This is a genomic window from Nocardia sp. BMG51109, from assembly GCF_000526215.1.
In the GTDB taxonomy this organism is placed as follows: Bacteria; Actinomycetota; Actinomycetes; order Mycobacteriales; family Mycobacteriaceae; genus Nocardia.
Genome location: NZ_JAFQ01000004.1, coordinates 2,749,748 through 2,772,173 on the forward strand (window position 1 = coordinate 2,749,748; position 22,426 = coordinate 2,772,173).

Annotated in this window: 21 protein-coding genes, 1 tRNA gene and 1 riboswitch; of the genes, 14 read left to right on the top strand and 8 right to left on the bottom strand. The window is 69.3% G+C overall.

From position 1 onward, the window contains the following. Positions 1 to 2 precede the first annotated feature (2 nt). Positions 3 to 767: an adenylate/guanylate cyclase domain-containing protein gene (locus D892_RS0113885; protein WP_036568839.1), complete on the top strand. Its 765-nt coding sequence runs from the start codon at positions 3 to 5 to the stop codon at positions 765 to 767. A gap of 6 nt (positions 768 to 773) precedes the next feature. Here the strand turns inward: D892_RS0113885 and D892_RS46655 are convergent, their stop codons facing one another. Further along, positions 774 to 998: a hypothetical protein gene (locus D892_RS46655; RefSeq protein WP_156959507.1), complete on the bottom strand. Its 225-nt coding sequence runs from the start codon at positions 996 to 998 to the stop codon at positions 774 to 776. A gap of 119 nt (positions 999 to 1,117) precedes the next feature. Here D892_RS46655 and D892_RS0113895 point away from each other — a divergent pair, with 119 nt between their 5' ends. The 9 genes from D892_RS0113895 to D892_RS49180 all read left to right on the top strand — a co-directional run bounded on the left by D892_RS0113895 (position 1,118) and on the right by D892_RS49180 (position 10,806). Next, positions 1,118 to 2,833, top strand: coding sequence for an acyclic terpene utilization AtuA family protein (locus D892_RS0113895; protein ID WP_024801811.1), 1,716 nt, complete (start codon positions 1,118 to 1,120; stop codon positions 2,831 to 2,833). After that, positions 2,830 to 3,978 carry an acyl-CoA dehydrogenase family protein gene (locus D892_RS0113900; RefSeq protein ID WP_024801812.1) on the top strand — a complete coding sequence of 383 codons (1,149 nt, stop codon included), beginning with the start codon at positions 2,830 to 2,832 and terminating at the stop codon, positions 3,976 to 3,978. Before D892_RS0113895 ends, D892_RS0113900 begins: the two co-directional genes overlap by 4 nt. A 144-nt stretch (positions 3,979 to 4,122) precedes the next feature. Next, positions 4,123 to 5,721: an acyl-CoA carboxylase subunit beta gene (locus tag D892_RS0113905; RefSeq protein WP_024801813.1), complete on the top strand. Its 1,599-nt coding sequence runs from the start codon at positions 4,123 to 4,125 to the stop codon at positions 5,719 to 5,721. Between the two features lie 8 nt (positions 5,722 to 5,729). Then, a complete protein-coding gene (locus tag D892_RS0113910; RefSeq protein WP_024801814.1) occupies positions 5,730 to 7,817 on the top strand; it encodes a biotin carboxylase N-terminal domain-containing protein in 2,088 nt (695 codons plus the stop codon). Positions 7,818 to 7,821: 4 nt separating this feature from the next. Continuing rightward, positions 7,822 to 8,982, top strand: a complete 1,161-nt coding sequence (locus tag D892_RS0113915; RefSeq protein WP_024801815.1) for an acyl-CoA dehydrogenase family protein — start codon at positions 7,822 to 7,824, stop codon at positions 8,980 to 8,982. Beyond that, positions 8,982 to 9,770 (top strand): enoyl-CoA hydratase family protein, encoded by a 789-nt coding sequence (locus tag D892_RS0113920; RefSeq protein WP_024801816.1) that lies wholly within the window; start codon positions 8,982 to 8,984, stop codon positions 9,768 to 9,770. The genes D892_RS0113915 and D892_RS0113920 overlap by 1 nt, the downstream gene beginning before the upstream one ends. A 6-nt stretch (positions 9,771 to 9,776) precedes the next feature. After that, the gene (locus D892_RS0113925; RefSeq protein ID WP_024801817.1) at positions 9,777 to 10,400 is read left to right on the top strand and encodes a TetR/AcrR family transcriptional regulator; all 624 of its coding nucleotides are present in this window, start codon (positions 9,777 to 9,779) and stop codon (positions 10,398 to 10,400) included. A 116-nt stretch (positions 10,401 to 10,516) separates the two neighbouring features. Continuing rightward, positions 10,517 to 10,589 (top strand) — tRNA-Glu (locus D892_RS0113930). A gap of 94 nt (positions 10,590 to 10,683) precedes the next feature. After that, positions 10,684 to 10,806 carry a hypothetical protein gene (locus D892_RS49180; protein WP_255360224.1) on the top strand — a complete coding sequence of 41 codons (123 nt, stop codon included), beginning with the start codon at positions 10,684 to 10,686 and terminating at the stop codon, positions 10,804 to 10,806. Between the two features lie 24 nt (positions 10,807 to 10,830). Here D892_RS49180 and D892_RS0113935 read toward each other — a convergent pair whose 3' ends face one another. Both D892_RS0113935 and thiD read right to left on the bottom strand, forming a co-directional pair. Next, positions 10,831 to 12,114 (bottom strand): bifunctional glycosyltransferase family 2/GtrA family protein, encoded by a 1,284-nt coding sequence (locus tag D892_RS0113935; protein WP_024801818.1) that lies wholly within the window; start codon positions 12,112 to 12,114, stop codon positions 10,831 to 10,833. A gap of 90 nt (positions 12,115 to 12,204) precedes the next feature. Beyond that, positions 12,205 to 13,050: a bifunctional hydroxymethylpyrimidine kinase/phosphomethylpyrimidine kinase gene (gene thiD, locus D892_RS0113940; protein ID WP_024801819.1), complete on the bottom strand. Its 846-nt coding sequence runs from the start codon at positions 13,048 to 13,050 to the stop codon at positions 12,205 to 12,207. Positions 13,051 to 13,292: 242 nt separating this feature from the next. Here thiD and D892_RS0113945 point away from each other — a divergent pair, with 242 nt between their 5' ends. Then, positions 13,293 to 13,691, top strand: coding sequence for a VOC family protein (locus D892_RS0113945; RefSeq protein ID WP_024801820.1), 399 nt, complete (start codon positions 13,293 to 13,295; stop codon positions 13,689 to 13,691). Positions 13,692 to 13,793: 102 nt separating this feature from the next. Here D892_RS0113945 and thiC read toward each other — a convergent pair whose 3' ends face one another. Together thiC and D892_RS0113955 are read right to left on the bottom strand one after the other, a co-directional pair. Further along, entirely contained in the window at positions 13,794 to 15,395 is a 1,602-nt protein-coding gene (gene thiC, locus D892_RS0113950; protein ID WP_051499659.1) for a phosphomethylpyrimidine synthase ThiC, read from the bottom strand. Between the two features lie 153 nt (positions 15,396 to 15,548). Further along, positions 15,549 to 15,675, bottom strand: a riboswitch (TPP riboswitch). 63 nt (positions 15,676 to 15,738) lie between these two features. Further along, positions 15,739 to 16,365: a TetR/AcrR family transcriptional regulator gene (locus D892_RS0113955; protein ID WP_024801822.1), complete on the bottom strand. Its 627-nt coding sequence runs from the start codon at positions 16,363 to 16,365 to the stop codon at positions 15,739 to 15,741. Between the two features lie 361 nt (positions 16,366 to 16,726). On the opposite strand from D892_RS0113955, the gene D892_RS0113960 reads away from it, so the two are divergent. Further along, positions 16,727 to 18,553 (top strand): acyl-CoA dehydrogenase, encoded by a 1,827-nt coding sequence (locus D892_RS0113960; RefSeq protein ID WP_024801823.1) that lies wholly within the window; start codon positions 16,727 to 16,729, stop codon positions 18,551 to 18,553. A gap of 74 nt (positions 18,554 to 18,627) precedes the next feature. Continuing rightward, positions 18,628 to 19,266, top strand: a complete 639-nt coding sequence (locus D892_RS0113965) for a hypothetical protein (RefSeq protein ID WP_024801824.1) — start codon at positions 18,628 to 18,630, stop codon at positions 19,264 to 19,266. A gap of 59 nt (positions 19,267 to 19,325) precedes the next feature. On the opposite strand, the gene D892_RS0113970 is transcribed toward D892_RS0113965, so the two are convergent. Genes D892_RS0113970 through D892_RS0113980 form a run of 3 tightly spaced genes read right to left on the bottom strand, consistent with a single transcriptional unit; the run spans position 19,326 to position 21,727 of the window. Further along, complete coding sequence (locus D892_RS0113970; protein WP_024801825.1) at positions 19,326 to 20,141, bottom strand: exodeoxyribonuclease III; 816 nt, start codon at positions 20,139 to 20,141, stop codon at positions 19,326 to 19,328. Between the two features lie 43 nt (positions 20,142 to 20,184). Continuing rightward, positions 20,185 to 21,147, bottom strand: coding sequence for a GNAT family N-acetyltransferase (locus D892_RS0113975; RefSeq protein WP_024801826.1), 963 nt, complete (start codon positions 21,145 to 21,147; stop codon positions 20,185 to 20,187). Then, positions 21,137 to 21,727, bottom strand: a complete 591-nt coding sequence (locus D892_RS0113980) for a peptide deformylase (RefSeq protein WP_024801827.1) — start codon at positions 21,725 to 21,727, stop codon at positions 21,137 to 21,139. Before D892_RS0113980 ends, D892_RS0113975 begins: the two co-directional genes overlap by 11 nt. A 317-nt stretch (positions 21,728 to 22,044) precedes the next feature. On the opposite strand from D892_RS0113980, the gene D892_RS0113985 reads away from it, so the two are divergent. After that, complete coding sequence (locus D892_RS0113985) at positions 22,045 to 22,395, top strand: DUF3263 domain-containing protein (protein WP_024801828.1); 351 nt, start codon at positions 22,045 to 22,047, stop codon at positions 22,393 to 22,395. Positions 22,396 to 22,426: the final 31 nt, after the last annotated feature.

A 22,426-nucleotide genomic window follows, 5' to 3' on the forward strand; every position in this document is an offset into this window, starting at 1 on the left:
TGATGGTCTCCGCCAACCAGCGCGCCGACGTGATCGGCGCGATCCGCCGGGCACGCGAAAACCTGCCCGGCGACCCGGCTTTCGGCGATCCGCTGTCGGTGTCGGGCCCGGGCGGTGCGCGCGCGGTGGCCCGGGTGGCCGACCGGCTGGTCGGTGACTCACCCAGTGCCGCAAAGGAGATCGGCCTGGGCGCCCTGCAGGTCTGGCAGGCGATGCTGGAGCGGGTGGGCCGCGGCAAGGGCGGCCAGGAGATGACGGTGATGTTCACCGATCTGGTGGCCTTCTCCAGCTGGTCGCTGTCGGTCGGCGACGAGGCGACCCTCGAGCTGCTGCGCCGGGTCGCCAAGGCCATCGAGCCGCCGATCGTGGATCGCGGCGGCCGGGTGGTGAAGCGAATGGGCGACGGCGTGATGGCGGTGTTCGCCTCGCCGGACCGGGCGGTGCAGGCGGCGGTCGCCGCGAAGGAGAGCCTGGCGGCCGTGGAGGTGTCGGGCTATCGGCCGCGGATGCGCATCGGCCTGCATACCGGCAGCCCGCGCGAGATCGGCAGCGACTGGCTGGGTGTCGACGTGACGATAGCCGCCCGGGTCATGGAGGCCGGTGGTAACGGCAACATGATGCTGTCGGCGCCCACGCTCCAGGCACTGCATCCGGAAACGCTTGCGGCACTGAGTTATGCGCCCAAGCCCTATCGGCGCAGCTTCTTCGCGGCACCGCTGAGCGGGGTGCCGGAGGATCTGCGGATCTACCGGCTGGACGAGGACTGACGCGGGTCAGAGCATCCAGGCGACCGCCCCGGCGGCGGCCAGCACGCCGCAGACGCCGAGCGCGATCGCCAGTCGGCGGGCCTTCGTCCAGTTGGTGTAGGCACCGCCGAGCAGGAACCCGGCCAGGGCGAACAGTAAGACCACGAGCACGGAATGGGGCACGTGTGCCATCTTGCCGTGCCGGGAGCCGACCGCTGCCGCCGACCTCTCGTACCCCGCCTCAGCTGCCACTTTGCCGAACCTCCGCCAATTAACAAGCACGCGGGCTTGATTTTTTCCGGGCTCGATGTGACCCTGGACTCCGACGCGGCGAGGAGGCTGCGCCCAGTCACCACAGGAGGCGCCGGGCGATGACGAGGCTGGCCGCCGACCCGGAGGTCATCCGGATCGGCAACTGTTCCGGATTCTACGGCGACCGGCTGAGCGCCATGCGGGAAATGCTCGAGGGCGGGCGGCTCGACGTGCTCACCGGCGACTACCTCGCCGAGCTCACCATGCTGATCCTGGGCCGGGACCGGATGAAGGATCCACAGCTCGGTTACGCCAAAACCTTTGTGCGCCAGCTGGAGGACTGCCTCGGGACGGCACTGGAGCGCGGCGTCCGCGTCGTCGTCAACGCGGGCGGGCTGAATCCGGCGGGGCTGGCGCGGCGGATCGGCGAGCTGGCCGAAAAGCTCGGCGTGACAGCACGAGTCGCGCATGTCGAGGGTGACGATCTGCTGCCGCGGGCGGCGGAGCTGGGGCTGGGCACGCCACTGGCCGCCAACGCCTATCTCGGCGGCTGGGGTATCGCGGAATGCCTGACCGCGGGTGCGGATGTGGTGGTGACCGGCCGGGTCACCGACGCCGCGCTGGCGACCGGTCCGGCGGCCGCCCATTTCGGCTGGGCCCGAGACGATTTCGATGCGCTCGCCGGTGCGGTGGTGGCGGGGCACATCATCGAATGCGGTACCCAGGCGACGGGCGGCAACTTCGCGTTCTTCACCGAGATCGCCGACCCGGACCGCCCCGGGTTCCCGATCGCGGAGGTGCGTCGCGACGGCAGCAGCGTCATCACCAAGCACGAGGGCACCGGCGGCGCGGTCACCGTGGATACCGTCGAGGCGCAGCTGATGTACGAGATCCAGGGCGCGCGGTACGCGGGGCCGGACGTCACGACGCGGCTGGACAGCATCCGGCTCGGCGCGGCGGGTCCCGATCGAGTGCTGGTGACAGGAGTGACCGGCGAGGCGCCGCCGCCGCGGCTCAAGGTGTCGCTGAATACGCTCGGCGGATTCCGCAACGAGATGACCTTCGTCCTCACCGGACTGGATATCGAGGCCAAGGCCCGGCTGGTGCGCCGGCAGCTGGAGAATTCGCTGCCGGCGCGGCCGGCCGAGCTGGAGTGGACGCTGAGCCGGACCGATCGGCCCGATGCCGACACCGAGGAACGGGCGAGCGCGCTGCTGCGGTGCGTGGTCCGGGATCCGGATCCGAAGGTGGTGGGCCGCGGATTCTCCGGCGCCGCCGTGGAATTGGCGCTGGCGAGCTATCCGGGGTGCACGCTGACCTCGCCGCCCGGCAACGGTGCGCCCTACGGGGTCTTCACCGCGGGCTACGTCGATGCCGCCGAGGTGCCGCACACCGCCGTGCTGCCGGACGGGCGTCGGGCGGAGATCGGTTCGGCCGCAACGACACTGGAGCTTGCCGAGGTGGCCGAGCCGGTGCTGCCGGAACCGTTGCCGCCCAGCGAGACCCGGCGGGTTCCGCTGGGCGCCATCGCCCTGGCCCGCAGCGGTGACAAGGGCGGCAACGCCAATATCGGGGTGTGGGTGCGCACCGATGCGCAGTGGCGCTGGCTGGTGCGCGCGCTGACGGTGGCCGAACTGCGGTCGCTGCTGCCGGAAACCGCGAAGCTGCCGGTCACCCGGCACGTGCTGCCCAACCTGCGTGCCGTGAACTTCATCGTCGAGGGCATCCTCGGCCAGGGCGTGGCCTATCAGGCCCGCTTCGATCCACAGGCCAAGGGGCTCGGCGAATGGCTGCGGTCCCGGCACATCGATATCCCCGTGGAGTTGCTGACATGAACGTGTGGGAGACCCCGGAACGCCGCGCATTGCGTTCCACCGTCAGAGGTTTCGTGGAGCGGGAGATTCTGCCGCAGCTGGACGAGTGGGAGCGGGCGGGCGAGATCCCGCGCGAGCTGCACAAGAAGGCCGGTGCGCTGGGACTGCTGGGGATCCAGTTCCCCGAATCCGCGGGCGGCGCGGGTGGTGACGGCATCGACGCGGCCGTCGTGTGCGAGGAGATCCATCAGGCCGGCGCGTCCGGCGGCTTGTTCGCCTCGCTGTTCACCTGCGGTATCTCGGTGCCGCACATCATCGCGTCCGGCAATGCCGGCCACATCGAACGCTGGGCGAAACCGACGCTGGCGGGCGAGCGGATCGGCTCGCTGGCCATCACCGAGCCCGGCGGCGGATCCGATGTCGGGCACCTGACGACCAGTGCGGTGCGCGAAGGTGACCACTTCGTCGTCAACGGCGCCAAGACCTACATCACCTCCGGCACGCGCGCCGACTTCGTGGTCACCGCGGTGCGGACGGGCGGTCCCGGTGCGGCCGGTGTGTCGCTGCTGGTGGTCGAGAAGGGCACGCCCGGCTTCACCGTGAGCCGCAGGCTGGAGAAGATGGGCTGGCTGGCCTCGGACACCGCCGAACTGTCCTATGTGGACGTACGCGTGCCGGTCGACAATCTGGTCGGCCCGGAGAACAGCGGATTCGCCCAGATCGCAGCGGCTTTCGTCAGTGAGCGGGTGGGTCTGGCCGTGCAGGCGTACGCGCAGGCACAGCGCTGCCTGGACCTCACCGTGCGGTGGTGTCGGGACCGGGAGACCTTCGGCCGCCCGCTGGTCGGCCGGCAGGCCGTACAGAACACGCTGGCGGAAATGGCACGGCGCATCGACATCGCGCGGGTCTACACCCGCCGGGTGGCCGAGCGCGCCGCCGACGGCGAGACCGATCTGATCGCCGAGGTGTGCTTCGCCAAGAACACCGCGGTGGAGTCCGCCGAATGGGTGGCCGACCAGTCGGTGCAGCTGTTCGGCGGCCTGGGATATATGCGCGAGTCCGAGGTGGAGCGGCAGTACCGCGACATCCGCATTCTCGGCATCGGCGGCGGCACCACCGAGATCCTGACCGGTTTGGCAGCAAAACGATTGGGGTTCACGGCATGAGCGGTCAGGCGCGGAGGCGGGAGCGGAGCGTAACCACGGAGCGCCCCGTTCATGCCGGAATGGATGCAGTATGAGCGGTCAGGCGCGGAGGTGGCAGCGGAGCGTAACCACGGAGCGCCCCGCTCGTGCCGGAAAGGATGCAGCGTGAGTGTGTTGCGGACTGCCATTGATGCCGGGGCGGCGGAGTACCGGGCCGCGGCGGAGGCCATGGAGGAGAAACTTGCCGAGGTCGAGGGCGAATTCGCGAAGGTGATCGCCGGCGGCGGCCCGGAGAAGCTCGCCCGGCATCGCAAGCGGGGCAAGCTGACCGCGCGCGAGCGCATCGAGCTGCTCATCGACGAGGATTCGCCGTTCCTCGAGCTGTGCCCGCTGGCCGCGTGGGGCAGCGACTTCCACGTCGGCGCCAGCGTGATCACCGGGATCGGCATCGTGGAGGGCGTCGAATGCATGATCGTCGCGCCGGATCCGACGGTGCGCGGCGGCACCTCGAACCCGTGGACGCTGCGGAAGAACCTGCGTGCCAACGACATCGTCATGCAGAACCGGCTGCCGGTGATCGGCCTGGTCGAGTCCGGCGGCGCCGATCTGCCCACGCAGAAGGAAGTCTTCGTCCCGGGCGGGCGGATGTTCCGCGATCTCACCCGGGCGTCGGCGGCCGGAATTCCCACCATCGCACTCGTTTTCGGCAACTCCACCGCCGGCGGCGCCTACATCCCGGGCATGTCCGACTACACGGTCATGATCAAGGAGCGGTCGAAGGTGTTTCTCGGCGGCCCGCCGCTGGTGAAGATGGCTACCGGCGAGGAGTCCGACGACGAGTCGCTGGGCGGCGCCGAGATGCACGCGCGCGTCTCGGGACTGGCCGACTATCTGGCCGCCGACGAGCAGGACGCCATCCGGATCGGCAGATCCATTGTGCGGCGGCTGAACTGGCGTAAGCAGGGCCCCGCGCCGCGTGCCGAGGTCGTCGAGCCGCTGCACGACCAGGAGGAGCTGCTCGGCATCGTGCCGACGGATCTGAAGGTGCCCTTCGACCCGCGCGAGGTGATCGCCCGCGTCGTCGACGGCTCCGACTTCGACGAGTTCAAGCCGCTCTACGGATCCAGCCTGGTCACCGGATGGGCGGAGCTGCACGGTTATCCGGTCGGCATCCTGGCCAATGCGCGCGGCGTACTGTTCTCCGAGGAGTCGCAGAAGGCGGCCCAGTTCATCCAGCTGGCCAACCAGTCGCAGACGCCACTGCTGTTCCTGCACAACACGACCGGCTACATGGTCGGCAAGGAGTATGAGCAGAAGGGCATCATCAAGCACGGCGCGATGATGATCAATGCCGTCTCCAACTCCACGGTGCCGCACATCTCGGTGCTGATGGGCGCCTCCTACGGCGCCGGGCACTACGGCATGTGCGGGCGCGCCTACGATCCGCGGTTCGTCTTCGCCTGGCCCAGTGCGAAATCCGCGGTGATGGGCGGAGCACAGCTGGCCGGGGTCATCTCGATCGTCGGCCGCGCGTCCGCGGAGGCCAAGGGGCAGCCGTTCGACGAGGAGGCCGATGCCGGGATGCGCGCGATGATCGAGGCGCAGATCGAGGCCGAATCGCTGCCGATGTTCATGTCCGGGCGCCTCTACGACGACGGCGTCATCGATCCCCGCGACACCCGCACGGTGCTGGGTATGGCGTTGTCGGCCATCCACAACGCCCCGATCAAGGGCGCCGAGGGCTTCGGCGTCTTCCGACTGTGAGGGCCGGCATGATCACGACAGTCCTGGTCGCCAACCGCGGCGAGATCGCGCGCCGGGTCTTCGCCACCTGCCGTCGCATGGGCCTGGGCACGGTCGCGGTGTATTCCGCCGCCGATGCGCGGTCCCCGCACGTGGCGGAGGCCGACGCGGCGATTCCGCTGCCGGGGAACACGCCCGGCGAGACCTATCTGCGCGGTGACCTGATCATCGAGGCGGCGCGGGCCGCCGGAGCCGATGCGATCCATCCCGGTTACGGCTTCCTCTCCGAGAACGCCGATTTCGCTCGGGCCGTGCTCGAGGCCGGGCTGGTGTGGATCGGCCCGCCGGTGGCCGCCATCGAACAGATGGGCTCGAAGGTGGAGTCCAAGAAGATGATGGACGCCGCCGGGGTGCCGGTGCTGGCCGAGCTGGATCCGGCGGAGATCACCGCCGACCGGTTGCCGGTGCTCATCAAGGCCTCCGCCGGTGGCGGCGGCCGCGGCATGCGGGTGGTGCGTGCGCCGGCCGACCTGCCCGGGCAGCTGGAAGCCGCACGGCGCGAAGCGGAATCGGCCTTCGGGGATCCGACGGTGTTCTGCGAGCGCTATCTCGAGACGGGGCGGCACATCGAGGTACAGGTGATGGCCGATACGCACGGCACGGTGTGGGCGGTCGGCGAGCGTGAGTGCTCGATTCAGCGGCGGCACCAGAAGGTCGTGGAGGAGGCGCCGTCGCCGCTCGTGGAGCGGCTGGACGGCGGGCGTGCGCCCGAGGCGGACAGTATGCGGGGGCGGTTGTTTCGTGCGGCACGGCTGGCCGCGGAGGCCATCGGGTACGAGGGGGCGGGAACAGTGGAGTTCCTGGCCGATGAGACGGGCGAGTTCTTCTTCCTGGAGATGAACACTCGCTTGCAGGTGGAGCATCCGGTCACCGAGAACACCACGGGCCTGGATCTGGTCCGGCTGCAATTGCAGGTCGCGCAGGGGCATCGGCTGCCTACCGCCCCGCCACCGATGCGGGGGCATTCGATCGAGGTCCGGCTGTACGCCGAGGATCCGGCGCACGACTGGCAGCCGCAGAGCGGCACGGTCCACAAGCTCGACATCGGCCGTGCCGCAACGGTATCCGATGCAGCGGTCGGCTCGCGGCCGTCCCGGACCGGTACGGGGCACACCGCCGAGTTCACCGTGCTGACCGAACCGGGAATCCGTCTCGACTCCGGCGTGGTCGACGGTTCGGTGGTCGGGGTGCACTACGACCCGATGCTGGCAAAGGTCATCTCCTACGCGGACAGTCGCGAGGAGGCGGCGCATCTGCTGGCGACGACGTTGCAGCGGGCGAAGATTCACGGCCTGGTCACCAATCGCGATCTGCTGGTGCGGGTGCTGCGGCACCCGGCATTCCTGGCCGGCGACACCGATACCGCGTTCTTCGACACGCACGGGATCGAAACCCTTTCCGCACCGTTGGTTTCCGAGCCGGACGAGCGGCTGTCGCTGGTGGCCGCGGCGCTGGCCCAGGCGGCCGCCAACCGGGCCGGTGCCCGCGTGGGCGGTGGCCTGCCGAGCGGTTGGCGCAACCTGCCGTCGCAGCCGCAGACCAAGTCCTACGAGGGCCGGGTCGGCGGCGCCTGCGAGGTGCGCTACCGGATCACCCGCGCCGGGCTCGCGGTGGACGGCTTCGACGGGCTCGAATTGGTCGATGCGACAACGGATTCCGTAACCCTGCTGGTGCCCGGTGCGGACACCGGAGCCCGGTCGGTGCGCCGCCGCTTCGACGTCGCCCGCTACGGCGCGCTGGTCTGCGTCGACTCGCCGTTGGGTCCGGTGTCGGCGCGCCGGCTGCCGCGCTTCGAGGATCCGTCCGAGCAGCTCGCCGAGGGGTCGCTGCTGGCGCCGATGCCGGGCTCGGTGATCCGGCTCGGCGCGGAGGCGGGCGGCCGGGTCGAGCAGGGGCAGCCGATCCTGTGGCTGGAGGCGATGAAGATGGAGCACACCATCACCGCGCCGGTCACGGGCGTGCTCGCCGAGCTGAATGTGACCGAGGGACAGCAGGTCGACGTCGGCGCCGTGCTGGCCGTCGTGCATCCCGAAGAGACCACCGGCATCCAGGAGTAGAGCCATGAGTTTCCGAGAAACCGACGAACAGCGGCAGCTGCGGGCCGCGGTGGCCCAGCTGGCCGCCAAGTACAACTTCCGCGACTACGTCTCGCCCAAGGCCCGGGCCAACGAGCCGCTGCGCGAACTGTGGGACGAGGCCGGGCGACTCGGCTTCCTCGGCGTCAACCTGCCCGAGGAGTACGGCGGCGGTGGCGCCGGGATCTACGAGCTGTCGCTGGTGATGGAGGAGTTGTCGACGCAGGGGGCGGGGCTGCTGCTGATGGTGGTCTCGCCGGCCATCTGCGGCACCATCATCACGAAGTACGGCACCGAGGAGCAGAAGCGGAACTGGTTGCCGCGCTTGGCCGACGGGTCGTCGACCATGGTCTTCGGCATCACCGAACCCGATGCGGGCTCCAACTCGCACCACATCACCACCACCGCCCGCCGCGACGGCGGCGACTGGCTCCTCAACGGCCGCAAGATCTTCATCTCCGGCGTGGACCAGGCCGAGGCGGTGCTGATCGTGGCGCGCACCGAGGATGCCAAGTCGGGCACGCTGAAGCCGGCGCTGTTCATCGTCCCCACCGACGCCCCGGGCTTCGAGAAGACCCGGCAGGAGATGGACATCATCGAGCCGGACAACCAGTTCACGCTGTTCCTGGACGATGTGCGACTACCCGCGGAAGCGCTTGTCGGACAGGAGGATGCGGCGCTGGCGCAGCTGTTCGCGGGGCTGAACCCCGAGCGCATCATGGGCGCCGCGATGGCCGTCGGGATGGGCCGCTACGCCATCGACCGCGCCGTGGAGTACGCCAGGGAGCGTCAGGTGTGGAAGACGCCGATCGGTGCGCACCAAGGCATTGCGCATCCGCTGGCCCAGGTCAAGATCGAGCTGGAGCTGGCGAAGCTGATGATGCAGAAGGCGGCCGTGCTCTACGACTCCGGCGACGACTTCGGTGCCGCCGAGGCCGCCAACATGGCGAAATACGCCGCGGCGGAGGCCAGTATCAAGGCCCTGGACCAGGCCATCCAGACGCACGGCGGCTCCGGCCTGACCCGTGACGTCGGGCTGGCGGGGATGCTGGCCGCGGCCCGGATCGCCCGCGTGGCCCCGGTGAGCCGCGAGATGATCCTGAACTTCGTCGCGCAGCATTCGCTGGGCCTGCCGAAGTCGTACTGATGAGCGAGACATCCGGCACCGATGCGCCGTTCGTGCGGTACGACGTGCGGGACGGGTTCGCCGTTCTCACACTGGATTCCCCGCACAATCGCAATGCGCTGTCGTCGAGGCTGGTGCGGGAGCTGCTGGAGGGACTGCAGCGGGCCGGCGCCGACGATCGGGTCCGCGGCGTCGTGCTCACCCACACCGGCAACACCTTCTGCGCCGGTGCGGATCTGAAGGAAGCCCTCGACGCCGATCCCGCGGCGGCCGCGGATATCCGCACCCGCTGGCTGGTGGAGGTGCTGCGGACCGTGCTCGAGCTGCCGAAACCCGTTGTGGCGCAGGTGGACGGCAACGTCCGCGCCGGAGGTATGGGCCTCGTGGCCGCCTGCGATATCGCGGTGGCCGGGCACGGCAGCAGCTTCGCGCTCACCGAGGCGCGAATCGGGTTGGCCCCGTTCATCATCTCGCTGACCCTGCTGCCGCGCCTGACGTCGCGTGCGGCCGCGCGCTACTACCAGACCGGGGAGAAGTTCGATGCCGCCGAGGCGGAGCGGATCGGGCTGATCACCGCGGCCGCCGACGATCCGGCCGCCGAGGTGAGCCGGCTGCGGGACGAACTGCGGCAGGGCTCGCCGCAGGGTCTGGCCGAGAGCAAGCGGCTGGTCAACGCCGCGCTGCTGGCCGAATTCGGGCGCAGCGCCGACGACCTCGCGCAACGGTCCGGCAGTTTCTTCGGCACCCCCGAAGCCGTCGAGGGGATAACGGCCTTCTTGCAGCGCCGCCCGCCGGACTGGGCACAATAGCCGATCATGGGCACACCGCACGAACCCAAGCAGGACCGCAGCCGGGCCACCCGGCAGCGGCTGCTCGAGGCGACCATCGACTGTCTCGCCCAGCGCGGCTGGGCGGCCGCCACCGTGGCCGTGGTCGCCGAGCGGGCCGGGGTGTCGCGCGGTGCGGCGCAACATCACTTCCCGACCCGGGAGGAGCTGATCACCGCCGCGCTCGAGTACATGTTCGACACCCGGATGGCACAGGCGAAGGCGGAGGCCGAGGCGCTCGGCGAGGTGGCCGAGGGCGTCGGCCGCACCGAGGCGGTCGTCGCCGGGCTGGTGGAGTCCTACACCAGCCCGTTGTTCAAGGCGGCGCTGCAGGTGTGGACGCACGCCGCCGCCGATCCCGCGCTCCGCGAGCGGATCGTGCCGCTGGAGGCCCGCTTCGGCCGCACCTCGCATCGGCTGGCGGTGGAGTCGCTGGGTGTCGACGATGCCGATCCCGTCGCCCATCACCTCGTCCAGGCCACCCTGGACCTCGCCCGCGGTCTCGGCCTGGCCGATGTGCTCACCGACGATTCCGTGCGCCGCAAGGAGATCGTCCGGCAGTGGTCGGCGACCCTGCACACGGTGCTGGGTCCGCGCCCTGCCGCGGACTGAAGAACCGTCTGCAACGGGAGCCGGCCTCCGCGATTTGGCCGCGCGCCGACCGGCGGCTAAGCTGGCCGGGGTCTTCCGATCGGAAGACATGCCGGTCTTTCCGAAGATCGAGTCCTGGCCCCGTCGTCTAGCGGCCTAGGACGCCGCCCTCTCAAGGCGGTAGCGCGGGTTCGAATCCCGTCGGGGCTACTTCGCCATCGCGCGCTTTGCGTGTCCGGCAACCGAAAACCCCTGTAAGGTCGGGGGACCGAGGCCAGTCAGGTCTTGCGAGCAAAGGACCCTCATGTCCGATAAATCTCCGCGCAAGAGTATGTCCAAGAAGTCGGGAAAGTCCCTCAAGGAAAAGCGAGCGGAGAAGAAGGCGAAGTCGGCCCAGCGAGACAGCGACGACGGTAAGCAGCGGTAGCGCCCGGCCAGGCCGGTGCAGCGGTCACCGATTGACGAGGGAGTTCGGTTGCGGCGCCAGGTCTTTCATCACCGGCTCGGTGCCGGATCCGCTCACCGCATTGCGAAATACCCAGCGCAGTCCGACGAATCGGCACAGCGTCGCCACGGCGTTGGCCACCACCAGCACGATCAGCTCCAGCTGCACCGGCGCGTCCGGTGCCCAGCGGTGCAGTGCGAACAGCGACCCGCTGGTCAGCACCCAGGCGAAGACGAACAGTAGCAGTCCCTGGAAGTGGTGGGAGACAACCGAGTTCGACCCGCGCACGCCGAACGTGAAGGCCCGGTTGGCGGCGGTGTTGGCGATCGCGGTGAGCAGCAGCGCGAGGAAGTTCGCCGGCTGCGGCCCGGTGAACGGCTGCAGGATCACATACAGCAGCATGTAGGCCAGCGTGGACGCCACCCCGATGATGCCGAACCGCACCAGCTGGCCCACCATCCCCAGCGGGACGCCGTCCACCAGCGGTTCTCGGCCGATCGCCCGCCGCAACTCGTTGACCGGCAGCGAGCCGGAGGCCAGGCCCCGGCCCACCCGCCACACGCCGAGCAGATCCTTGCGGGCGGTGTCGGCGATGTCGACGCGGCTGTCCGGATCGTCGATCCAGTCCACCGGCACCTCGTGGATGCGCAGCCCGGCGCGCTCGGCGATCACCAGAAGTTCGGTGTCGAAGAACCACTCACCGTCCTGCACCAGCGGCAGCACCCGGCGCGCGACGTCGGCGCGCATCGCCTTGAAGCCGCACTGCGCATCGGAGAACCGGGCCTGTAGCGACGCCTTCAGAATCAGGTTGTAGCAGCGGGAGATGAACTCGCGCTTGGGCCCGCGCACCACCCGCGACGACTTGGCCAGCCGGGTGCCGATGGCCAGATCCGAATGTCCCGACACCAGCGGGGCGACCAGCGGCAGCAGGGCGTTGAGGTCCGTCGACAGGTCCACGTCCATATAGGCGACGACCTGTGCGTCGGAGGCATCCCACACCGCGCGCAGCGCGCGGCCGCGGCCCTTGCGGTCCAGGTGCACCACTCGCACGTCGGCGAGTTCGTCGGCCAGCAGCCGGGCCACGTCCAGCGTGCTGTCGGTCGAGGCGTTGTCGGCGATGGTGATTCGTGCCGAGAACGGGAATCCGGCGTGCAGGAAATCGTGCAGTCGCCGCACGCACACGCCGAGATCGCGTTCCTCGTTGTAGACGGGAATCACCACGTCGAGCACCGGTGTCAGCACGACACCGGCCGGTTCTGCCGCCGGAGCGGCCGTCACTGTGTCGGTCATGCCGATGACGATCGGCCCCCAGCCTGCGGCACGGCTGCGCCCAGCCTGGGAGCTTCCTGGGAGGGCGGCTCCCAGGAAGCTCCCAGGAAATCAGCCCTCGGCCAGCCGCCACAGCGGCGACACCGGCCCGTGCCCGGCCCCGAGCGGATAGGCCGCCTTCAGGCAGCGGGTGGTCCACTCCTTGGCGAAGGCGATCGCCTCGGGCACCTCGTAGCCGTGGGCCAGGGCGCACGCGGTGGCCGCCGCCAGGGTATCCCCGCCGCCGTGGTCGTTGCCGGTGTCGATGCGCGGGGCCGACAGCTCGTGCAACCGGTCGCCGTCGAACAGCAGGTCGGTGCTGAAATCGGAGGACCGCAGGTGTCCGCCCTTCACGACCACCCACCGCGGGCCCAGCTCGAGCAGCGCCTCGGCGGCCCGGCGGGCGCTGCCGTCGTCGGTGACGTGCACGCCGGACAGCAGCCGCACCTCGTCCAGATTGGGCGTGATCACGGTCGCCATCGGGATCAGCACCTCGCGCAGCGCGTCCAGCGCCTCGGCGTGCAGCAGCGGATCGCCGTGCATCGACGCCGCCACCGGATCCACCACCAGCGGGATCGTGCCCGCGCGTCCGATGCCCACCTCCCCGCACACCGCGGCCACCGCCTCGATGATCGCGGTGGACGCCAGCATGCCGGTCTTGGCCGCGCCGATGCCGATATCACCGATCACGCAGCGCACCTGATCGGCCACCACCTGCGGCGGAATCTCGTGAAAACCGCTGACGCCCACCGTGTTCTGCACGGTCACCGCCGCCACGGCGACACAGGCGTGCACGCCGAGCAGGGCCATCGTGCGGGAGTCGGCCTGAATTCCGGCGCCGCCGCCGGAATCGGTCCCCGCGATGGTCAGCGCGCGAACCGGTGTCCGGCCGTCGGGTGTCAGTGGCAGCAGTTTCACGAGGCAAACCCTACGGTTCCGGCAGACGGGTACCCGATACACCCGGCCGGTACCCGAATGAGATCGGTGGACGGTCGCGTGCCCGCGTAACGTGGCAGCCGGCCGTTGCCCGGTCGACCTTCACGCCCTGCTCGCCGCCGATCGTCGGCCGCGGACCGGTCGCCCCTCGTGGACAGCGATGAGTCTCCTCCGGACACGCCGTCGATAGTCGTGCCGGTGTCGCTCGAACGAAGGGAACGCTCATGAACTGGACGCTCGAGGTGGTCATCGTCCCGGTCTCGGACATCGATCGCGCCAAGGACTTCTATCGCGACAAGCTCGGCTTCGCCGTCGACCACGACACCGCCGGCGCCGGCGGTACGCGCATCGTCCAGCTCACACCGCCGGGCTCGGGCTGTTCGATCGTCCTCGGCGAGCGGGACTTCGCGAAGATGGAGCCGGGCTCGCTGCACGGCCTGCAACTCGTCGTCGCCGACCTGCCCAGGGCGCGGGCGGAATTGATCGAGCGCGGGCTCGAGGTCGGCGAGATCCAGCGGGTCGCGCCGAGCCCCGACGGATCCCTCGACAACATCGGCTTCCTGTTCTTCGGCGATCCCGACGGCAACGGCTGGGCCGTACAACAGATTTCGTCGCGATCCTGATCCGGACCGCACCCGTCGGCCCAGCGGAGGCCGAGGCCAGGCGGGACCCCGGCCTCCGCTGGGACGACGGAAGGCGGTCTGCGGCATCGGGATTCGTGCCGGCTACGACACGATCGGCAGGTACACCGAGTTGCCGGCGTCGGCGAATTCCTCGGACTTCTCGGCCATTCCGGCCTCGATCGCCTCGACATCGGTCAGCCCGTGCCGCTCCGCGTATTCGCGGACATCGGCCGAAATGCGCATCGAGCAGAACTTCGGCCCGCACATCGAGCAGAAGTGTGCCGTCTTGGCCGGTTCGGCGGGCAGTGTCTCGTCGTGGAACTGGCGGGCGGTGTCCGGATCCAGCGACAGATTGAACTGGTCGAGCCAGCGGAACTCGAAGCGCGCCTGGGACAGTGCGTCGTCGCGCTCCTGGGCGTGCGGATGCCCCTTGGCGAGATCGGCGGCGTGCGCGGCGATCTTGTAGGTGATCACGCCGGTCTTCACGTCGTCGCGGTCGGGCAGGCCCAGATGCTCCTTCGGCGTGACGTAGCACAGCATCGCGGTGCCGGCCTGGGCGATGATGGCGGCGCCGATCCCGGAGGTGATGTGGTCGTAGCCGGGCGCGATATCGGTGGCGAGCGGGCCGAGGGTGTAGAACGGCGCCTCCTCGCACCACTCCTCCTCCAGCCGCACGTTCTCCACGATCTTGTGCATCGGCACGTGGCCGGGGCCCTCGATCATCACCTGCACGCCATGCGATTTCGCGATCTTCGTCAGCTCACCCAGGGTGCGCAGCTCGGCGAACTGGGCCTCGTCGTTGGCGTCGGCGATCGAGCCCGGGCGCAGGCCGTCGCCGAGCGAGAAGGTGATGTCGTAGCGGGCCAGGATCTCGCACAGCTCCGCGTAATTCGTGTAGAGGAACGATTCCCGATGGTGCGCCAGGCACCACGCGGCCATGATCGACCCGCCGCGCGAGACGATGCCGGTGACGCGCTTGGCGGTCAGCGGCACGTACCGCAGCAGCACGCCGGCGTGCACGGTCATGTAGTCCACACCCTGCTCGGCCTGCTCGATCACGGTGTCGCGGTAGATCTCCCAGGTGAGCGCGGCGGGATCGCCGTTCACCTTCTCCAGCGCCTGATAGATCGGCACGGTGCCGACCGGCACCGGTGAGTTGCGCAGGATCCACTCCCGGGTCTCGTGGATGTTCTTGCCGGTGGACAGGTCCATGATGGTGTCGGCGCCCCAGCGGGTGGCCCACACCATCTTCTCCACCTCCTCGGCGACGGACGAGGAGACCGCCGAGTTGCCGATGTTCGCGTTGATCTTCACCGCGAACTTCTTGCCGATGATCATCGGCTCGGATTCGGGATGGCGGTGATTGGCCGGAATCACCGCGCGGCCCGCGGCCACCTCGTCGCGCACGAGTTCCGGTGCGACGCCTTCGCGCGCGGCGATGTAGCGCATCTCGGTGGTGACGATGCCCTGCCGGGCCCAGGCCAGCTGGGTGCGGGGGCCCGCAACCTGTGGCTTGGACCAGGTGTCGCGAAGCTTGGGCAGGCCGGCCTCGACGTCGATGGCGGCGGTCTCGTCGGTGTACGGGCCCGAGGTGTCGTAGACGTCGAAGTGGTCGCCGGTGGTCAGGTTGATCCGGCGGACCGGGATGCGCAGCGCGGCGCCCTCGGCATCGACGTGCCGATAGTGCTTGACACTGCCCTGGATCGGGCCGGTGGTGACGGTGTCGACGGCATGGTTGTCGACGGCATGGTTGTCGACGGCATGGTTGTCGACGGCATGGTTGTCGACGGCATGGTTGTCGACGGCATGGTTGTCGACGGCATGGTTGTCGACGGCATGGTTGTCGACGGCACGGTTCGATGACACGGAAATCCTCCCTACGCCGGCATTACCCGGTCAGGTTCGAACGGTCGACGGCCCTGAATCGCCCGAATGGGCTAGCCGTCCTCTCAGCCCGCTGGTGCGAGCCCCCGTAGGCATGTGCGGTTGTCCCGGCCGAGGGTACATGGCGCCGCCCGGGCCTGTCACCGGATCCCGGAGACGGCGATCAGGCCTCGCGCAGGGCGCGATACACGGCCGCGCCGACGAACGCACCCAGACTCTCCGGCGTCCAGAGGCCGTCGCCGGTCAGCAGCGTGCGCACCGCGCCCTCGCCGGCGGAGACCCAGAGTTCCACGAGGGCGGGCAGTTTGCGTTCGGCATCGCCGGTCCCCCAGGCGTGCAGCGTGGGCCGCAGGCGGCGGGTGCAGCGCTCGACGGCGAGCCGCCGGCCGCGGCCGAACGAGCTCGCGACGGCCGGATCCGGGTTGCCGTACAACAGTTTCCACGTGTCGGGCCGGGTGGCCACGGTCGACAGCAGGGCGCGGAAGCCGTCGACGAAGACCTCCTCGTCTGCCTCGACGCGCCGCCGCGGCAGCGCCTCGGTGATGCCGCTGAGCAGATACGACTCCTCGCGCTGCAGCAGCGCGTCGAGGAGTTCGACCCGGTCGGCGAAGCAGGCGTAGACGACGGGGCGGGTGACGTTCAGCCGTTCGGCGACCGCGGCGATGGTGACGGCGGCGATGCCGTCGTCGACGGCGATGCGCAGCGCGGCGTCGAGCACCTGCGGGCGGCGTCGTTCGGGTCCGAGATGTTGCGCGCGCCGACGCGGCCGCACCGCCGAGTCCGAGGCCATGCGCACCAAGATAGCAGCGGCAACGGCGGCGGCTCGGCGGTCGTGCCGGCCCCGCTCGGAGCGGACGTTTCCGGTCCCGGATCGCACGCCTCCCACTCGGTGCGCGGAGGGGCTTCGGTGTGGGAAAGCATATTTCTGGCAAATGTGGCGAAGCGGTGCCGGGCCGCTCGGTGCCGCTTCGGGATGTGCGCGGTTTCCGCTGATGTATCGAATTTGTACAAGGTACAAAGAATTCATTTTTCATCGTGGACCCTACGGTTGCGTAACCGAACGGACGTACGGCAACCTCCAGGGATAACGTCAACCGGCGTGTGGTCAGTCGGCACACGCTGCTATTCCACTCAGTCGAGGAGGCCGGTCCGTGTCGCACTACAAGGCGAACCTTCGTGATATCGAGTTCAACTTGTTCGAAGTGCTGGGAATCGGGGCGCTGCTGGACGGCGGCGCCTATGGGGATCTGGACGTGGAGACCGCGCGCGGGATGCTCGCCGAGGTGCTGCGCCTGGCGGAGGGGCCGATCGCCGAGTCGTTCGCCGACGCCGACCGCAATCCGATCGGGTTCGACCCGGCGGCACATGCCGTCACCGTTCCGGAACCGCTGCGCAAGACCGTCGCCGCGGTGAACGAGGCCGGCTGGTCGGGGCTGGGGATGCCGGCCGAGATGGGCGGGGTCGACGCGCCGTCGCCGCTCGTCTGGGCGACACAGGAAATGCTTGTCGCCGCGAACAATTCGGCGAGCTTCTTCAACATGGGCCCGCTGATGCACACCGTGCTGTTCGCCGAGGGCACCGAGGAGCAGCGCCGCTGGGCCGTGCACGGGTGGGAGAACCGTTGGGCCGGAACGATGGTGCTCACCGAGCCCGATGCCGGATCGGACGTGGGCATGGGCCGCACCAAGGCGACGCAGCAGCCCGACGGCAGCTGGCACATCGAGGGCGTGAAGCGCTTCATCTCCGGCGGCGACGTGGGCGAGACCGCCGACAACATCGTCCACCTGACCCTGGCGCGGCCGGAGGGCGCGGGCCCGGGTACCAAGGGCCTGTCGCTGTTCGCCGTGCCGAAGTTCCTGTTCGACCGCGAGACAATGGCTCTCGGCGAGCGCAACGGGGTGCTGGTCACCAACCTCGAGCACAAGATGGGGATCAAGTCCTCGCCCACCTGCGAGCTGACCTACGGGGGCGACAAGCCGGCCGTGGGTTATCTGGTCGGTGAGGTGCACAACGGCATCGCCCAGATGTTCAAGGTGATCGAGAACGCCCGCATGATGGTGGGCGTGCTGTCGGCCGGCACGCTGTCGTCCGGATACCTGAACGCGTTGGAGTACGCCAAGACTCGCGTGCAGGGCGCGGATCTCACCCAGATGGCCGACAAGACCGCGCCGCGCGTCACCATCACCCACCACCCCGACATCCGCCGCAGCCTGGCGCTACAGAAGGCGTACTCGGAGGGCCTGCGCGCGCTGTATCTGTACTGTTCCGCCTATCAGAGCGACGATGTGGCGCAGGCGAACTTCGGGGCCGATCCGGAACTCGCGGCGCGGGTCAACGACCTGCTGCTGCCGATCGTCAAGGGCGTCGGCTCCGAGCGGGCCTACGAGACGCTGACCGAATCGCTGCAGACCTTCGGCGGTTCCGGCTATCTGCAGGACTACCCGATCGAGCAGTACATCCGCGACGTCAAGATCGACTCGCTGTACGAGGGCACCACCGCCATCCAGGCCCAGGATTTCTTCTTCCGCAAGATCGTTCGCGACAAGGGCGTGGCGCTCGGGCACGTGTCGGGCCTGATCCAGAAGTTCGTCGACTCGGGGGAGGACCGGTTGAAGCGCGAGCGCGAACTGCTCGGCGCCGCCCTCGCCGACGTGCAGGCGACGGCGACCGCACTGACCAACTATCTCGTTGCGGCGCAGCAGGATCCGGAGGAGATCTACAAGGTCGGCCTCGGCTCGGTGCGCTTCCTGCACGCCACCGGCGATCTGGTGATCGGCTGGCGGCTGCTGGAGCAGGCCGCGGTGGCGCAGGCGGCGCTGGACGGCCGGCCGTCGGAGCAGGACCGGGCCTTCTACACCGGAAAGATCGGCGTCGCCTCGTGGTTCGCGAAGAACAAGCTGCCGCTGCTGAGCGGAGTGCGCACCGTCGTGGAGAACCTCGACACCGACATCATGAAACTGGACGAGGCGGCGTTCTGACCGATCCCGGCGACTCGCCGTCCGGCGCGCAAGTGACGGTGACGTAATTCGCTCATTCCGGGTACAACTACCGCATGGTGTTCCCGGTGAACTTCGGCTGGATCCAGGCCTTTCTGATCGTGCTGTTCGTCCTCGCCGCCGTGCTGGTGATCACCGCGGTGGTCAAGGCACGCAAGGTCGGCTGGAAGGTGCTGGCGGGCCGGGGAACCGGGGCGCTGGTGCTCGTGCTGGTGGCGGTGGTCCTGCTGTGGGCCACCACCCTGTTGCAGACCTACCTGGGCCTGACCGGTGAGGTGAAGGCCGCGCATGTGGTCGCGAAACCGGTATCCGGCGAGGAACACATGCTGGATGTGGAGCTGACGCTCTACGGCGACGACGACCACCCCGACCAGCACGCGACGTACCGCGTCGAGGGCGATATGTGGGTGCTGCAGGCCGGCATCGTCGAACTCGAGCACTGGGTGAACACCCTCGGCTTCCACTCCGGCTACAAGGTGACCAGGCTGTTCGGGCAGCGCCTCGACGGCGTCGCCACCCGGCAGAACCACATCTTCCTCAACGGCGGTGACCGGGACTTCTTCGAGGACATGCGGAAGGGTCGCTGGTACACCGATCCGTTCGTGCGCTCGGCATACGGCAACGCGGTGGTGGCCACCGCGGGCGACTACGACGTGTACATCTCCCAGGACGCCATCAAGACCCGTCCGGTGTAGCCCGCGGCTCGGCCGGTGAACCGGGTGGTGAAATCGGCATGGGTGGTGAAATCGGCGGTTCAGTCGGCGAAATCGGCGATGACGGGCGCGTGATCGCTGGGGCCCTTCCCTTTTCGCTCCTCCCGGTCGACCGACGCATCGGTCGTCCGGGCGGCGAGCGCCGGTGAGGCGAGGATGAAATCGATGCGCATGCCTTCCTTCCGGGGAAAGCGCAGCTGCGTGTAGTCCCAGTAGGTGTAGACGCCCGGACCGGGTGCGAACGGCCGCATCACATCGGTGAACCCGGCCTCGGCGAGGGCGTTGAAGGCGTCCCGTTCCGGCTGCGAGACATGGGTTTTGCCCTCGAAGAACTCCGGCGACCAGACGTCGGCGTCGGTGGGTGCGATATTCCAGTCGCCGACCAGGGCGATCCGCGCCGCGTCGTCCTCGGCCAGCCAGCGTGCGGCCGTATCCCGGAGCGCGGCAAGCCATTCCAGCTTGTAGGCGTAGTGCGGATCGTCGAGCGCGCGGCCGTTGGGCACGTACAGGCTCCACACCCGCACCCCGTCGCAGGTGGCGCCGATCGCGCGGGCCTCCACCACCGGCGCGCTCAGCAGCGAGGTCTCGGCCTCCTTGTCGAAGCCGGGCTGGCCGGGAAAGGCGATATCGACATCCTCGAGGCCGATCCGGGAGGCGATCGCGACGCCGTTCCACTGACTGAACCCGACGTGCGCGACCTCGTAGCCGGCCTCCTCGAACCGTTCGGCGGGGAACTGGTCGTCCCGGCACTTGGTCTCCTGGATGGCCAGCACGTCGATATCGGCGCGGTCGAGCCAGCCGATCACCCGATCCAGCCGGGAGCGAATCGAGTTCACATTCCACGTGGCCAGGCGCACAGTCGCAGTCCTTCCTCTTCGCCGAACCGGCCGCCGCGCGGCGTCACTTCGGTGCCGCGTAGCGGTAGTCGTGGTGATCGACGAAACCCATCTCCCGATACATCGCCAACGCCCTCGTATTGTCCACCGCCACCTGAACATAGGCGTGGGTGGCGCCGTGCCGGTGCCCCCAGCGGATCAGCTCGGCGCAGATCAGCGTGCCGAGGCCGTGGCGCCGGTGCGGTGCGGCGACCGCGACGCAGGTGAGGCCCACCCAGCGCCGGCCGTCGGGCGCGGTGGTGACCGCGCCCCGGCCGACGGCCAGCGGTGTCGGCAAACCCAGTGCGGCGAAACCGATCTCGCCGTCGTGCACGGCGGTCAGCACGGCCTCGTCCGGCTGCGGCGGCGGCACCGGCGTGGTGTCCTCGCCCTGGAACCGATGCAGTTCCAGCCATGCCTCGTGCGGGCTCGCGTCGATCCGCACCATCGACGGTCCCTGCGGGAACCGGAAATTGTCCAGATCGATCCCCAGTACCCGGGTCTCGCTCCAGGTCCGCCAGTCCGGCGGCGCCTCGGCAAGCCGGTCGGGCAGCCGCAGTTGCAGCGGCAGGCCGTGCTCGGTGTACCACTCGCCGATCCGGTGCAGGACATCCGGGTCGATCCGCGCCGCCCCGGCCGAATCGCCCAGCGGCACGGCCGAATTGGCCCGGTTGGTGTATCCGTTCCCGGCGGTGACCAGCCAGCCGTCCATCCGGGCCCGGGCGACGCCGGGCCAGCCGTCGCTCGCCGCCGCCTCCAGCGCGCGGATCTCGCTGGTGCGAATCGGCCTGGGCCCCAGCGCCTTCATGGCCACGATGTGGTCGCGGGCGATGGCCACCGTCTGCCCGTCCGCCGTGCGGATCGTCGGTGGCTCCCGCGCCACCAGTTCGCCGATCACATCGGTGAACCGCTGGGGATAACCTTCCGGTAGCCGGTATCGGATCACCACCCGGCGGCCGGGCGGGATGTCGGGGAGTTCAGTCGTCATGGCCGAACGGATCCGGCATGCTGCCCGGCAGCCAGCTCAAACCCGGTACGCCCCAGCCGTTCCGCTTGATCGCCTTCTTGGCCGAGCGGGCATTGCGCCCGATCAGCACGTCCACGTACAGATAACCGTCGAGGTGGCCCACCTCGTGCTGCAACATCCGGGCGAAGAAGCCCTTGCCCTCGATCTCGACCGGTTCGCCGCGTTCGTCGGTGCCGGTGACGCGGGCCCAGTCGGCGCGGCCGGTCGGGAACTGCTCACCCGGCACCGACAGGCACCCCTCCTCGTCGTCGTCCGGATCCGGCATCGTCTCGGGGATGTCCGACGTCTCCAGCACCGGATTGATCACCGCGCCGCGGCGGCGGTTCATCGAGCCGTTCGCGTCGACGTCCGGGCAGTCGTAGACGAACAGCCGCAGCGGTTCACCGACCTGATTGGCGGCCAGGCCGACGCCCTTGGCGGCGTCCAGGGTCTCGTACATGTCCGAGATGAGCTCGGCGAGTTCCTCCGGCGATCGGGTGACCTTCTCGGTCGGATTGTGCAGAACGGGGTCGCCGACGATGCGGATGGGGAGAATCGCCATGGTCGGTCACTTTACGCGGACCCCGGAATCGGGCGTGGCGACGGACACTCGGTGGCGCCGCGACGGACGTCCGTGGTGTGGCGACGGACACGGCTCTGGTGCCGCGACGGACACGGCTCTGGTGCCGTGACGGACACGTCGGCGGCATCCGACACGCCGTACGACGCGGTGGGGAACGCCGCCGTTCGTGGTTGAATGAGCGGCGACGTGCAGCAGCTCGGCGAGAGCCTTGCGAACCGGTCGGCGCAGTCGGCCACGGCGGCCCGCTCGCGCCGCGGTGAACACAGTCGTCAGGAGTAATTCGGCGAGGGAGCGATATGGACAGCGCAGCGGCCCGGAATCTTTCCGCAAGCGAGGACAGCTCTTCCGTGAATACGGAGAACGCGGCGGATGCGGACAACGCGGCGGATACCCCCGACGGCCTCACCCGCCGCGAACTCGACATCCTCGATTTCGAGCGCAAGTGGTGGAAGTACGCGGGCGCCAAGGAAGAGGCCATCCGCGAGCTGTTCTCCATGTCGCCCACGCGCTATTACCAGGTACTCAACGCTGTCGTCGACAAGCCGGAGGCGCTGGCCGCCGACCCGATGCTGGTGAAGCGGCTGCGGCGGCTGCGGGCCAGCCGGCAGAAGGCCCGTGCGGCCCGACGCCTGGGCTTCCAGGTCTGATGCGGGCGTGGACCCCCGCCTACGACTAGGG

Coding starts and splice junctions, on each gene's coding strand:
- D892_RS0113980 (WP_024801827.1), bottom strand. CDS start 21,727: ATGGCGATTCTCCCCATCCGCATCGTCGGCGACCCCGTTCTGCACAAT.
- D892_RS0113925 (WP_024801817.1), top strand. CDS start 9,777: ATGGGCACACCGCACGAACCCAAGCAGGACCGCAGCCGGGCCACCCGG.
- D892_RS0113965 (WP_024801824.1), top strand. CDS start 18,628: ATGGTGTTCCCGGTGAACTTCGGCTGGATCCAGGCCTTTCTGATCGTG.
- D892_RS0113920 (WP_024801816.1), top strand. CDS start 8,982: ATGAGCGAGACATCCGGCACCGATGCGCCGTTCGTGCGGTACGACGTG.
- D892_RS0113975 (WP_024801826.1), bottom strand. CDS start 21,147: ATGACGACTGAACTCCCCGACATCCCGCCCGGCCGCCGGGTGGTGATC.
- D892_RS0113900 (WP_024801812.1), top strand. CDS start 2,830: ATGAACGTGTGGGAGACCCCGGAACGCCGCGCATTGCGTTCCACCGTC.
- D892_RS0113885 (WP_036568839.1), top strand. CDS start 3: ATGGTCTCCGCCAACCAGCGCGCCGACGTGATCGGCGCGATCCGCCGG.
- D892_RS49180 (WP_255360224.1), top strand. CDS start 10,684: ATGTCCGATAAATCTCCGCGCAAGAGTATGTCCAAGAAGTCGGGAAAG.
- D892_RS0113935 (WP_024801818.1), bottom strand. CDS start 12,114: ATGACCGACACAGTGACGGCCGCTCCGGCGGCAGAACCGGCCGGTGTC.
- D892_RS0113915 (WP_024801815.1), top strand. CDS start 7,822: ATGAGTTTCCGAGAAACCGACGAACAGCGGCAGCTGCGGGCCGCGGTG.
- D892_RS0113985 (WP_024801828.1), top strand. CDS start 22,045: ATGGACAGCGCAGCGGCCCGGAATCTTTCCGCAAGCGAGGACAGCTCT.
- D892_RS0113895 (WP_024801811.1), top strand. CDS start 1,118: ATGACGAGGCTGGCCGCCGACCCGGAGGTCATCCGGATCGGCAACTGT.
- D892_RS0113910 (WP_024801814.1), top strand. CDS start 5,730: ATGATCACGACAGTCCTGGTCGCCAACCGCGGCGAGATCGCGCGCCGG.
- D892_RS0113955 (WP_024801822.1), bottom strand. CDS start 16,365: ATGGCCTCGGACTCGGCGGTGCGGCCGCGTCGGCGCGCGCAACATCTC.
- D892_RS0113945 (WP_024801820.1), top strand. CDS start 13,293: ATGAACTGGACGCTCGAGGTGGTCATCGTCCCGGTCTCGGACATCGAT.